Below are 11,942 nucleotides of genomic sequence, written 5' to 3'. Positions count from 1 at the left end.
GCGGATTCGCGCGTCCCCCAAATGGGGGAATCTGAGCCTTCTTGGCGGTCCGGTCCAGGCCGCATGACGCGGGCGGCGCTCCGCGTCGAAGAGCGACCGGGGCTCACGCCAGCACCAGGGTCGCCTCGCCTGTCTCGTTCGCCGCCAGGGTGACGGCCACAGGGGGCACGCCGCTCAACTCGACTGAATACGCGCCGGGATACAGGCGGTCGAACAGGACGGCGGCGCCGTTGTACTGTTGCGCGGCCCCGACTGCCGCGCCCCCGGCCGAAGCCCACAGGGTGATCGGCCGGGCGATCCCGTCCCAATTGGCCACGTCGACCCGCAGCCGGGCGGCCAGGTCGTAGGCCTCGAAGGTCACCAGCCGGTCCGCGCCTGGGGCGAGGGTTGAGACGGCCTGGGTTGGTTTGGCGGCTCCGCCAGGCGCCACATAGGTTCCCGGCCCGTGTCCGCCCAACAGCCTGGCCTGATAGTCGCCGCCGGTCGCGGACGGCTGCACCAAGAAGAAGGCCCAGCCCTCCTCGTTGGTGTACGCGGTCCTGGCGAACCGGCCGCCGCCGCGCAATTCGACCAGGATCCCGTCACGGGGAGCGTCGGCTTTGTCCCCGCCCATCCCCTTGACCTCGACCGTGACCGCGGCGAACCCCGGCGTCAAACCCGCGCGCGGGGGAAGATGCGGCGGCAGCAGCTTTGGGGCCGTGTGGCCGGAGGCTTGGGCGCTCGCCGCCTCCCGCCAAGCTGTCACGGTCACCAGAGAGGACCACCCCTCCGCGTGGCGAGCCGCCGCCGAATCCACGCACAAGCTGGCGTCCAAACCGCCCAGGGTGACGCTGCGCGTCACGTCGCAGCGTTGGCCGTCCGTTGCGACCGAGTGCTCCGCGTTCAGGCCGCCCGCGTTCGGGGCTCCTTCCACGTTCGGGTTCACCGCCTCCCGGTTGGCACCGCGGCGCGGCTCGGCGGGAGCGACCGCCAACACCCCAAGAGCCTTTCGCCATGTCACAAACAATCAGCATCCACTGAAACGCACCCGGACAGATGTTCGCGTCCCCCAAACGGGGGACTTTGGCGCGGCGACCCGGCCGCTAGATCAGGTCGCGGGCCAGCGCCTCGGCGACGGCAGCCGCGCGATCGGCCACGTCTAGTTTCATGTAGATCCTGGTCAGCAGCGTCTTGATGGTAGACGGAGCCACGTACAGCTCCTCCGCGATTTCAATGTTGGACATTCCCTTGGCGACCAGCCGCAGGATTTCCGTCTCCCTTTTCGACAAGCCGCCTTTGCGGTTCGCCAAAGCAGCCTTGACCTCGGCGGTCAACACGGCGCGCCCCGCCGCCACCCGCCGCACCGCCTGGGCGAAGACCTCCGGGCGGCTGGCTTTGATCAGGTATTCGGCGGCCCCCGCCGCTATGGCCTCTTTGATGCGGGCGTCCGATTCGAACACCGTCACGGCCAAGACCTGCGTGTTCGCTCCCGCACGGGTCGAGTCGGCCAGGATTTGAGAAATGGCCCAGATGCCGCCTCTGCCGGGCATTTCCAAATCCATCATGACCACATCCGGTGCCGTCTCGCGGACCACCCGCACGCCTTCCTCGCCAGTGCTCGCCTCGCCGATCACTTCGATATCCGGGCTTTCCCGCAGCAAATCCACCATGCCGCGCCGCACCACGGGGTGATCGTCCACCACGACAACGGTTATGGCGAGCGAGTCGTCTGCCTCCGGCGTTGCCGCAGTTGGGGAATTGCCAAACACCATGGGGTCAACATTGACACGAATTGCCGCTCCGCGGCCATTTAGGCTGGCCGACAAGACGACATTTTCACCTAAAACTTCCCCCGGCCCCGCTGTCCCGCAAAGCCGCACCCCGACGGCCCCGGGGTCACGGCGCCGCCCGAGCGTCAGTCCCCCACCGGGGTAGGCACCGTGGCGGTGATGACCGAACCGTCCGCCCTGACGGCTCCCGTGATGTCGCGCGCCGTGGGCGCGCCCAGCAGGCGCGGGCCTTGATCCGCCAACGGCACGGCCACAGGGCCGCCGGGCCCGACTTCCACGCGCTCGCCCCGCACCCAAACGGTGGTCGCGGTCCCTTCCAACAAGGTGAACTCGATCCGTTCCTGCGTCAGCAACACGCCGAGTCGCGTGCCGCAGAAGGCGAGCTTGAATGAGACCCCGTCCCACAGTTCCGGCAACCGCGGCTCGAATGACAACTGGCCCTCCCAGTCCCGCAGCCCGGCGAAGCCGAACACCAGCGAAGACCACACTCCGCCGGCGGAGGCGACGTGCACGCCGTCAACGGCGTTCCCGTGCAGGTTGCTCAGATCCACGTAGAGCGCGGCGTAGAAGTACTTTTGGGCCAATTCCTGGTAGCCGACCTCCGCCGCCATGATCGCCTGCGCCACGGCGCTGAGCGAGGAGTCACCGGTGGTCAGCGGATCGTAATAGTCGAAATCCGCCAGCTTCTCCTCAGCCGTGAAATCCTTCGAGCAAAGGAACTGCGCCAGCACCACGTCCGTTTGCTTGAGGACCTGGAAGCGGTAGATGACCAGCGGATGGTAATGAAGCAACAACGGCCGCTTGGAGGCCGGCGTGGCCGCCAAGTCCCACAGCTCCTTTTGCAGGAATTGATCGTCCTGCGGGTGAATCCCCAGCGACGGATCGTAGGGGATGTGCATGGCCTCGGCCGCCTCCAGCCATTCGCCCGGCTCCTCCGGGCGCAGCCCCAAACGCGCCACGGCCTTGCCATAGGCCACCTCGTTGTTGTCTTTCAGCAGGTAAACGGCCCGCGCCGCCGCCCGCAGGTTGAACCGCGCCATGACGTTGGTGAAAAGATTGTCATTCACCACCGTGGTGTATTCGTCCGGCCCCGTCACGCCGTGGATATAGAACTCGACCGGGGCGCCGCGCCCGGGTTCGCGCATAAACCCAAGCCCCTGCCACATGCGGGCCGTCTCGACCAGAATGTCAATCGCCTCGCGCTCCAGGAAGCCGAAGTCGTCGCTCGCCCGCAGGTATTGCGTCAACGCGTACGCGACGTCCGCGTCGATGTGATACTGCGCGGTCCCCGCGGCGTAGAAGGCGGACGCCTCCTCGCCGTTGATGGTTCGCCACGGGTAGAGGGCGCCGACTTCCGACAATTCGAGCGCCCGCCGCCGCGCGGCATCGAGCATGGTGTAGCGGAACCGCAAAGCGTTGCGGGCCCAACGCGGCGTGGTGTAGGTCAGGAAAGGCAGAACGTAGATTTCCGAATCCCAGAAATAGTGCCCCGAATAGCCCGAGCCGGTGACACCCTTGGCCGGAATGCCCACGCCCTCCGCCCGCGCCGAGGCCTGGAGGACTTGGAACAGGTTCCAGCGCACCGCCTGCTGGGTGGCGCCCTGCCCCAGCACCTCCACATCAGACCGGTCCCAGAAGCGGTCCAGGAACTGGCGTTGATCCTCGGCCAGGCCGGCGGCTCCGCGCTCCGCGCCCCGGCCCAAGGTCAACCGGCAGCGCTCCCGCAACTCCGTCGGGGGGACGCCGCGGGACGTGTGATACGCCACCAGTTTGGTCAGCCGCACCGGCACCCCGGCCCGCGCCTTGACGGTGAACCGGGTCTCCGCCTGGTCATCCGAAACCAGGTCGGTCCGGGAGAACTCGTTGTCCGTGACCAGTTCGTGCGCTGCCCCCACCGTCACCGTCATGCCCGAGTTGGCGCACCGGTAGCCCAGGAACACCGGCCCGTCGGCGCCGTCTTGCTCCGCCAACTCCGGCAGCAGCACCCGCTCCGGGAAGGTCTCGGTCTTGCGCGGATCCCATGCCGGGTTGCCCGCGTCCGGGCCGGAGACGTGGTATTCGTCCTCGCCGTCTTGTCGGTTGATGATCCCGGAGGACAGCGTCACCGGCGCGTCGCGGTCAACCGTCACCTCATAGGTCATCAGCGCCAAATGCCGCTCCGTCAACGAAGTCATCCGCGTTGTGACAATTCTGGCCAGCTTGCCGGACGGCGTCCGCCAAACCAGGTGCCGTTTGAGCTGGCCCGTCCTGAAGTCCAGCGTGCGGCGGTATTCCTGCAAGTCGGCGACGGTCAGCAAGAGCGGCTCGTCGTCAATGTAGAGCCGAATGACCTTGGCGTCCGGAACGTTGACCATGGTCTGGCCCACGGTCGCGAAGCCGTAGGCGTCCTCCGCGTGGCGAATGCGGAAAGTCTCGTGGAACCCGTTTATGTAGGTGCCGTGCTCGTAGGCGACCCGGCCCTCCTCCGGATTGCCGCGCATGCCCATGTAGCCGTTGCCGACCGCGAACAGCGTCTCGGTCACCCCAATGTCGCGTTGGTCGTACGCGACTTCGGCCAACCGCCACGGGTCGACCGGGAAGCGCGTGCGGTCCAGCGGGTCTTCAATCGGCTGCCAAGCCATAGCCGGTCCTCCTTCGGGTGCTGGTCGCCTCGCCCGAGGGTCCGGGTCCGGCCGTGGTGGCTTGCGGTTTTCGGTGCTGGGCCGCGCCGCGGCAACGCCCAGCTTGCCACACCCGGCGACACTATCCTCCGCCCGCGCCCCCGAGGCGCAAAAACGGCCCACCCCGCGTCACAATCTGGACTCCCGCGCCCCAATTCGATAACGAAAGGATCACGTTTCGGTCACTCTGCCAGGTCGGCGCGCCCGCGAACCTCGTCTGTTCTATAGGCCACCCGCGAAAGGCCGGGCGTATCCACCCCCCCTCCTCGAAAGCCGCGTTTTGTCCAGCGCGATCCGCGTTCGTCCGGGCCGCCGGGCGAGCGGCGGGACCGAAGCAGACAGAATGGGGCTCTGGCGGGCAACCGCCGGCCGGAATCCGGCTCTCGCGGAGGCGAGTGGACGGAATCCCGGCTTTCGCGGCGTCGGCGAAGCGGACTAGTCTGAACCAATCATGACCCGGCTAGACCTGCCCACCCGCGTCCCGCGCCGCAAGCCGTCCCTGCGCAAGCGAGCCGTCCAAATGGTTGGCTGGGTCGGCTTTGTGGGCGGCGGTTTGCTGACGCCCCGCCTGGCCGCCAAGGCGGCGGCCCGCATCTGGTGCAAGCTCCCCGGCAACCCCGGCCGCCGCAAGGACAACCGGCCCTGGCCCGGCTCCATCAGCCGAATCCCCACCGTCTTGGGCTCCGACCTGGTGGTCGAGACCTGGGAGCCGCACAGCCACCCTTCCGCCGATGCCGCCCAGCCGCCCCCAGCCTCCCCGCCGGCCCGGCAACCCGCGCCCGCGCCCGACAGTTCCGCGCCGGCCCAGGGCCACTCACCCGCCGCCGATGCCGCCCAGCCGGCCGCCGGCCGCCCGGCCCGCGCGGGCTGGTCTTCTGCGGCCGAATCCGAACCCAAGACCGTTCTCCTGGTCCATGGTTGGGGCGGGTGGCGCGGCCAAGTTGCCGCCTTCGTCGAGCCGCTCACCCGAGCCGGGTTCAGGGTGGTGTCCTTCGACGCGCTGTCGCATGGCGACTCGGGGCCGGGAGAGCACGGCCCAACCCACTCAAGCGGCGGCGAACTGATGCGGTCTCTGAAAAAGGTGGCGGACGGGATCGGGCAACCGTATGGCGTGATAGCCCACTCGCTGGGCTGCGCGGCGGCATGCCGTTGCTACCTCAACGGGAGTGCGGAGTTTGAGAAGCTGACGCTGGTTTCGCCCAGTCCGGACATGCGGGCGGTGGCGAAGACGTTCGCGCGCAAACTGGGGTTCGGCAAGCGGGCGGAGCGAATGCTGACGGAGGAAATGGAAAAGCGGGCCCACGTCAAGCTGGCGGACTTCGACATCGCGGAAATGGGGGCGAGCGGGCTGTTGCCGGACGCTTTGGTCATCCACGACGCGGTGGACAAGGAATCCCCCTACCGTGTTGCGCAGGGGATCGCGGCCTCTTGGGCCGGCGCCACGCTGGTGACGACCGAGGGCCTGGGCCATCACCGGATCCTGATCGACCCGGCGGTGGTGGCGGCCGCCGCGGCGAACATGATCGACTGATTTCGGGAGGGAGTGGGGACCGGCTATGGAGGGAAGCGTCCTGTTCATTGGCGGCACTGGGACTATCTCATGGTGGTGCGTGCGGGCGGCCCAACAGGCGGGCTGGAACGTCAGCGCGGTGGGGCGGGGGTTGTCGCAAATCCGGCCGCTGCCGGACGGGGTGGAATGGATCAAGGCGGACGTGACGGACTCGGGCTCCTTGCAGGTGGCGCTGGCCGGGCGCGAATTCGACGTGGTGGCGGACTTCTTGTCCTTCGACGTGGCCCGGCTGAGGCGGAACGTCGAGCTGCTGGCCGGCCGGTGTGGGCAGTACATTTTCATTTCCACGGCCTCGGCGTATCAGAAGCCTGTCGCTTCCCTGCCGATCACCGAGTCGACGCCGCTCGTCAACCCGTTCTGGCAATACTCCCGCGACAAGATCGCATGCGAGGATTACTTGGTCGACTTGGTCCGGCGGGAGGGCTTCCCGGCCACCATTGTCCGGCCGTCCCACACCTACGATGCCGCCATGTCGGTGACCCTGGGCGGCTGGACCGACGTGGCGCGCATGCGGGCGGGCAAACCCGTGATTGTGCAGGGCGACGGCACGTCGCTGTGGACTTTGACGCACGCCTCAGACTTCGCCTATTGCTTTGTGCCGCTGTTCGCCGACCGCCGGGCCATTGGGAACACGTTCCACATCACGGGCGACGAGGTCGCCCCGTGGGACGCGATCTACCGGGACCTGGCTTTGGCCGCGGGGGTCAAGAACCCGACGCTGGTCCACGTGTCCTCTTCGATGATCGGCCGGTTCATCCCGGAGGCGCTGGACGGGTTGATTGGCGACAAAGCCCACTCGGTGGTCTTCGACAACTCGAAGGTGCGGGCGATCGCGTCCGGGTTCGCGCAGAAGATCCCCTGGCGGGTCGGCGCTGCCCAATACGTCAGCTTCCACGATTCCCACCCGCATTTGGCCGTGCCCTCGCCGGAACTGGACGCGGCCTTTGACAAGCTGGCGGCCTTGTAGGCCCTGATTCGGCCGCGTGATCCGTTATCGCCCCACGCTCCGGCGGGCATGATTGACCTCAAACGGCCACCGAAGCCAGTTTCAGGTCAATCCGGCCGCGCCCGAAGTCGGTAGGAAGCCTGGCGCGCAGCGGGCTCCGGGCACGAAGGCCCCCTTTTATCCACAGGCGGCCGCCTTGTCAAGTTAGGCAGCTGGTCCTCGTTTCCGCAGGTCACCGCTCTATCCACAGGTGTTCAACCATGTTATTCACAGGGTGCACCTCTCTTTCCACAGGGCATTGCCGCGCTTCTTCGCCCCTGTGGAAAACTCTGGGTATAACTCTGTCTCGCTCCAGACCGCCGCAATGACGCCAGCCGGGCCCCGGTGGTCAAGATGGCCTCCCGCACGGCCAGTCTGACCAACGACAGCGGACTGTCACTGGGACCGGTCGGACCGTGTGGCCCGTCTTACGGCCCCGCCCGAGGTCATCATCGACTGCCGGCCGCGGCGCCACGCCCCGGCTTTTCGGACCGGGTCTATGGCCTCAGGAGCGCCGCCGGGACCACATGCACTCCGTCGGGACGGGTGTAGGCGCGCGGGCCTGTGGTGACGCAGACTTTGGCGGCGACCTGACCGGGCAGGGCGCTCTCAAGCCAGTTGAGATGACGGACGTCTTTGTCCAGCGCGGCTGCCGCCAGCTTCACCTCCAGGGCCACAATCGACCGGCCGCGCTGCACCACAAAGTCCACCTCCCGGTGCCCGGACACCGTGCGCAAGTGGAAGAGCTTTGCGCCGCAAGCGGCGGCGTAAGTCTGAAGGCTCAAGGCCACCAACGACTCGAACAGGCGGCCCAACAGCGAGCCGCCTTGCAGACCCAGCGGGTCCGGCCCGGGTCCGGCGAACAAGGTGTTCGAGGTCATGTCCGCCAGCCTGGCGGCCAGCGCCGGGTCGGCCAAGTAGTGCTTGGACGCCTTGACCAGCGGGGTCGCAAGGCCTGTGCCGGCGGCGTCCCAGGCCGGGACCGGGTCGACCAGCCACAGGGATGCCAAGGTGTCCCGGTACGCCAGTGTTTGCGCCTTCGACGGCTTGTCGCCAACGCCCCACGTGGCCGCATCCAAGATGGTGGTGTAGCTCGCGGTACTGCCACTCGCCAACGCGTAGGCCCTCATCCAACCCCTCAACAACTGCGGCTTGCGCACCGTCAGGCCTTGCTCGGGGAACTCCTTGGCGACCACGGCCTCAAGGTAGCCGTCAAGTGCCCTGTCCCGCGCGTGGACGGGAAGGTCCCGGATCGCCGGGAAGCCGGATCTAAGGATTTCGTCAACGTAGTCCGCCAACCTCAGCTTTGATTCGCCCGCGACCGGGCTGGCCTCCCCGTCGCCCAAGAGCCGCCCGAGACTCACTCCGCCGCCCTCAAGGCGCTCCGCAAGCGACAACGGCCGCATTCGGATCGGCAGAATTCTGCCTGCCCCCGAATGAATCCGCGCCCCACGGGGCGCCGAACTGCCCGTAAGAACAAAACGTCCCGGCCGGGGTTCCTGGTCCACCCACTGCCGGACCTCATCCCAAATCCAGGGTGCCCGCTGCCATTCATCGAGCAAAACTGGTTCGGCGGCGGCGGCCACCGCAGCCGGATCCGCCTCGACATTCAGCAGCACATTGCGGCTGGCCAGGGCAAACACCGATCTCGCGACCCGCTCGGCGGTGCGGGTTTTCCCCACCGCTTTCGCGCCCTCGAGCGCGACTGCGGGAAGCGCCGCCAACATCTCGGCAAGATCGGCGTCCACGATCCTCGGAAGATAGCGACTCGAAGCCACGGCGGCGTCCCCCTCCTGAGCGTCTAGTAGTCGTTTCCACCCTACCGCAGTAGTCGTTTCCACCCTGCCTTAGCAGTCGTTTCCGCCCCACGGCGGACGCCACCGGCAGCTCAACCTGGGGAAACACGCCGGGGCCCGCAGACGGCATCGGGCAACGGGCGGCCAAAGCGGCTAAACGCGAAAGGCGGGCGTGCGCCGGGTCGGTCGGGCGCCTTCTGGAGCCGGGCCGCGGACGCCCGGAGCCTAACGGCCTCCGGGCTGGAGCTGGTTGTGCGCGAGGGGGGAGTTGAACCCCCATGCCCTTGCGGGCACACGGACCTGAACCGTGCGCGTCTGCCTATTCCGCCACTCGCGCGCAAGCGATGAGGCTAGCATGAAATGCGTCTACGGGGAATCTGGGACGTGGTCTGACCGCCAGACCTATGGGCTCGGGGGAAGGAAGTCGTTACCATTGGCTACGTTCTTGCAGTGGGGAGGGATAGCGGATGGCATTCCTCGACCGGTTTGAGAAAGGCGTTGAGCGCGCAGTCAACGGCGCTTTCGCCAAAGCATCACGTAGTGAGGTGAAACCAGTGGACCTGGCTTCGGCGCTCCGGCGCGAGTTGGATGACAAGGCGGCCGTGTTGGCCCGCGGCCGCGCCGTGGTGCCCAACGAATTCGTCATTGAGCTTTCGACTCAAGATTTCGACCGCATTTTGGACTGGGGCGCGGAGGCGATGGGGGAAGAGCTCCAGGAAGGCGTGGCCCAACACGCCGCCTCGCAGCGCTACGCCTTTGTGGGGCCGGTTTCCGTCACGTTCGAGGAGGACCCCGAACTCGAGGTGGGCGTCTTCCGGGTCCGTTCGGAGACGGTCCGGGGCGCCGTCGCGCCGGCCGGGCCGGCGCCGGCCACCTCCCGGCACCCGATTGTGGACATAGACGGCCAGCGCTACCTGCTGACCGGGCCGGTCACGGTGATCGGACGCGGCTCGGACGCGGACATCATCGTGGAGGACACGGGCGTCTCGCGGCGGCACGTCGAGATCCGGCTCACGCCGGACGGCCCGATCGCCACCGACCTGGGCTCCACCAACGGCACCTTCGTGGAGGGACACCGCATCACCAACGCTTTGCTGGTGGACGGCAACACGTTGACCGTCGGGCGCACCCAAGTGGTCTTTTGGACCGGCGAATCCACCGACTTGGGTTTTGATCCTGAGAACTAACGCCCGCCCCAACTAAGGTTGACGCATGGGAGAGCTGTCGGTCTCGTTGCTCCGGCTGGGCTATTTGCTGGTGCTATGGCTGTTCGTGCTGGCGGCCCTGGTGACGTTGCGCCGCGACATTTACGGGACCACGATCCGGCGGCGGGACGCCGTGCCGAACGACCGGCCGAACTCAAAGCGCCGGCAGCGAGTCGCCGTGCCCGCCGAATTCGCCGCCGCCACGCCCGCCCTGCCGCACGCGGTCACGCCCCACGCCGCCCCGCTCGCAGCCCCTGCCGCCACGCCGGTCCGGCAGGGGGTCCCGACCCGGTTGGTCGTCAAGTCCGGTCCGCTGCGCGGCACCACGCTGCCCCTGACCCGGGCGCCGGTCGTGATCGGCCGCTCCTCGACCGCCAATTTGGTTTTGGACGACGACTTCGCTTCGGGACGCCACGCCCAACTGGTACCTCGCAATGGCGGCTGGGTGCTGGAAGACTTGGGCTCGACCAACGGCACGTTCCTTGGCCGTGAGAGAATTGCGGCCCCGATCGAAGTGACGGCGGGCCAGTCGATCCGGATCGGCAACACGACATTGGAGGTGCTGAAGTAGCGTGACCATAGCCCTCCGCTACGCGGTGCGTTCAGACATCGGGTTGACACGCGCCAACAACCAGGATTCGGCGTACGCCGGGCCGCATTTGCTGGTTGTAGCGGACGGCATGGGCGGCCACGCGGGCGGCGACATCGCCTCCTCGGTGGCGATCGCGCATCTGGCACCGCTGGACGAGGAAACGCCGACCTCCGACCAGGGCGCCCAGGCTTTGGAGGCGGCCGTCGAGGCGGCGCATGACGAGTTGCTGGAACGCGTCGAGGAGGATCAAGAGCTGGCCGGCCTGGGCACCACTATCACCACTTTGCTCCGAACGGGCGACCGCCTGATCCTGGGGCACATCGGCGATTCGCGCGCCTACCTGCTCAGAGACGGAAAGCTGGAGCAGGTCACCAACGACCACACGTTTGTGCAGTACTTGGTGGACAGCGGCAAATTGGAGCCCGACCAGGCGGAGCGCCATCCCCAGCGCTCATTGCTCCTTCGGGTCTTGGGGGACGTCGAGTTGTCCGGCGGCTTGGACATCTCGGTCCGCAAGGCGGAGCCCGGCGACCGCTGGCTGCTCTGCTCCGACGGCCTGTCCGGGGTGGTCTCCCAGGCGACGCTCCAGCGCACTTTGCTTGAGGAGAGCGAACCCGAGAACTGCGCCGAGCTGCTGATCGAGCTGGCTCTGCGCGGCGGGGGTCCGGACAACGTCACCTGCATTGTGGCCGACGTGCTGGACATTGACGACCTCCCCGCCGAAGAAGTCCCCTCGACGGCGGCCCAGGTCGCGGGCGCGGCCGCGATCGACCGCCACCGGCCAACGCGGGGCGGCGGCGGCGCGGCCGCCAAGGCGGCGTCTTTGGTGCAGTCGGCCAAGCCGGAGGACGGCCCGGGATTGCCGGATTCGCGCCGCCGCAGGCCGGTGGGCCGCCGGCTGGTTTGGGCGGCCGTCATCCTGGCCATCCTCGCGCTGGCGGCGGCCGGCCTCTACTGGGCGTATTCGTGGAGCCAGGACCAGTATTACGTGGGCGAGGCGGACGGCAACGTGGCCATCTACCAGGGCATCCCCCAGGAGGTGTTCGGCCTGGACCTCTCCCACGTCGCCCGCCGCACCGCCTACAGCGTGGAGTCCGACCTGACCGAGCTCTACCAGGAGCAGGTGCAGCAGGCCTCCCAGCGTCACGTCACGCTCGAACAGGCCGAGGCATGGGTGGACGATGCCGTGGCCGAGTCACGCTCCAACCGTCAAGACACGCCTCCCGCCCGACGGGAGTCCGCCAGGCCGTCCCCCGGCAACGCGACCACGCAGCCCAGTTCATCCCCAGGAGCCCCTTCCCCAGGCAGTTCGGGCGCCGCCAACACCAACGACCCGGGCGGCCAACCCTCCGCGGGAGGCTAACC

Annotated in this window: 9 protein-coding genes and 1 tRNA gene; 5 read left to right on the top strand and 5 right to left on the bottom strand. The window is 67.8% G+C overall.

Going from position 1 to position 11,942, the window contains the following annotated elements:
* Positions 1–103: 103 nt before the first annotated feature.
* From LBC97_16345 to LBC97_16335, 3 genes are all read right to left on the bottom strand, one after another.
* The gene (locus LBC97_16345) at positions 104–976 is read right to left on the bottom strand and encodes a hypothetical protein (GenBank protein MDR2567586.1); all 873 of its coding nucleotides are present in this window, start codon (positions 974–976) and stop codon (positions 104–106) included.
* 106 nt (positions 977–1,082) lie between these two features.
* Positions 1,083–1,751 carry a response regulator transcription factor gene (locus tag LBC97_16340; protein MDR2567585.1) on the bottom strand — a complete coding sequence of 223 codons (669 nt, stop codon included), beginning with the start codon at positions 1,749–1,751 and terminating at the stop codon, positions 1,083–1,085.
* Between the two features lie 143 nt (positions 1,752–1,894).
* Positions 1,895–4,390 carry a hypothetical protein gene (locus tag LBC97_16335; GenBank protein ID MDR2567584.1) on the bottom strand — a complete coding sequence of 832 codons (2,496 nt, stop codon included), beginning with the start codon at positions 4,388–4,390 and terminating at the stop codon, positions 1,895–1,897.
* 490 nt (positions 4,391–4,880) lie between these two features.
* Here LBC97_16335 and LBC97_16330 point away from each other — a divergent pair, with 490 nt between their 5' ends.
* Together LBC97_16330 and LBC97_16325 are read left to right on the top strand one after the other, a co-directional pair.
* Complete coding sequence (locus tag LBC97_16330; protein MDR2567583.1) at positions 4,881–5,960, top strand: alpha/beta hydrolase; 1,080 nt, start codon at positions 4,881–4,883, stop codon at positions 5,958–5,960.
* A gap of 25 nt (positions 5,961–5,985) precedes the next feature.
* The gene (locus LBC97_16325; GenBank protein ID MDR2567582.1) at positions 5,986–6,966 is read left to right on the top strand and encodes an NAD-dependent epimerase/dehydratase family protein; all 981 of its coding nucleotides are present in this window, start codon (positions 5,986–5,988) and stop codon (positions 6,964–6,966) included.
* A gap of 515 nt (positions 6,967–7,481) precedes the next feature.
* On the opposite strand, the gene LBC97_16320 is transcribed toward LBC97_16325, so the two are convergent.
* On the bottom strand, positions 7,482–8,732 hold the full coding sequence (locus tag LBC97_16320) for a DUF4143 domain-containing protein (GenBank protein ID MDR2567581.1): 1,251 nt from the start codon (positions 8,730–8,732) through the stop codon (positions 7,482–7,484).
* A gap of 301 nt (positions 8,733–9,033) precedes the next feature.
* A tRNA-Leu gene (locus tag LBC97_16315) sits at positions 9,034–9,117 on the bottom strand.
* Between the two features lie 130 nt (positions 9,118–9,247).
* Between LBC97_16315 and LBC97_16310 the strand changes: the two genes are divergently transcribed.
* The 3 genes from LBC97_16310 to LBC97_16300 are packed head-to-tail and all read left to right on the top strand — an operon-like array spanning position 9,248 to position 11,940.
* On the top strand, positions 9,248–9,967 hold the full coding sequence (locus LBC97_16310) for a DUF3662 and FHA domain-containing protein (GenBank protein ID MDR2567580.1): 720 nt from the start codon (positions 9,248–9,250) through the stop codon (positions 9,965–9,967).
* Between the two features lie 25 nt (positions 9,968–9,992).
* Positions 9,993–10,556, top strand: coding sequence for an FHA domain-containing protein (locus LBC97_16305; GenBank protein MDR2567579.1), 564 nt, complete (start codon positions 9,993–9,995; stop codon positions 10,554–10,556).
* Position 10,557: 1 nt separating this feature from the next.
* Positions 10,558–11,940 (top strand): protein phosphatase 2C domain-containing protein, encoded by a 1,383-nt coding sequence (locus tag LBC97_16300; GenBank protein ID MDR2567578.1) that lies wholly within the window; start codon positions 10,558–10,560, stop codon positions 11,938–11,940.
* Positions 11,941–11,942 lie beyond the last annotated feature (2 nt).

It is taken from the genome of Bifidobacteriaceae bacterium (assembly GCA_031281585.1).
In the GTDB taxonomy this organism is placed as follows: domain Bacteria; phylum Actinomycetota; class Actinomycetes; order Actinomycetales; family WQXJ01; genus JAIRTF01.
This window is presented reverse-complemented; position numbering and strand designations above follow the sequence as displayed.

Bases quoted from the DNA above. Each gene is read 5' to 3' on its own strand.
- LBC97_16335 (MDR2567584.1), bottom strand. From the start codon at position 4,390: ATGGCTTGGCAGCCGATTGAAGACCCGCTGGACCGCACGCGCTTCCCG.
- LBC97_16310 (MDR2567580.1), top strand. From the start codon at position 9,248: ATGGCATTCCTCGACCGGTTTGAGAAAGGCGTTGAGCGCGCAGTCAAC.
- LBC97_16305 (MDR2567579.1), top strand. From the start codon at position 9,993: ATGGGAGAGCTGTCGGTCTCGTTGCTCCGGCTGGGCTATTTGCTGGTG.
- LBC97_16325 (MDR2567582.1), top strand. From the start codon at position 5,986: ATGGAGGGAAGCGTCCTGTTCATTGGCGGCACTGGGACTATCTCATGG.
- LBC97_16330 (MDR2567583.1), top strand. From the start codon at position 4,881: ATGACCCGGCTAGACCTGCCCACCCGCGTCCCGCGCCGCAAGCCGTCC.
- LBC97_16340 (MDR2567585.1), bottom strand. From the start codon at position 1,751: ATGGTGTTTGGCAATTCCCCAACTGCGGCAACGCCGGAGGCAGACGAC.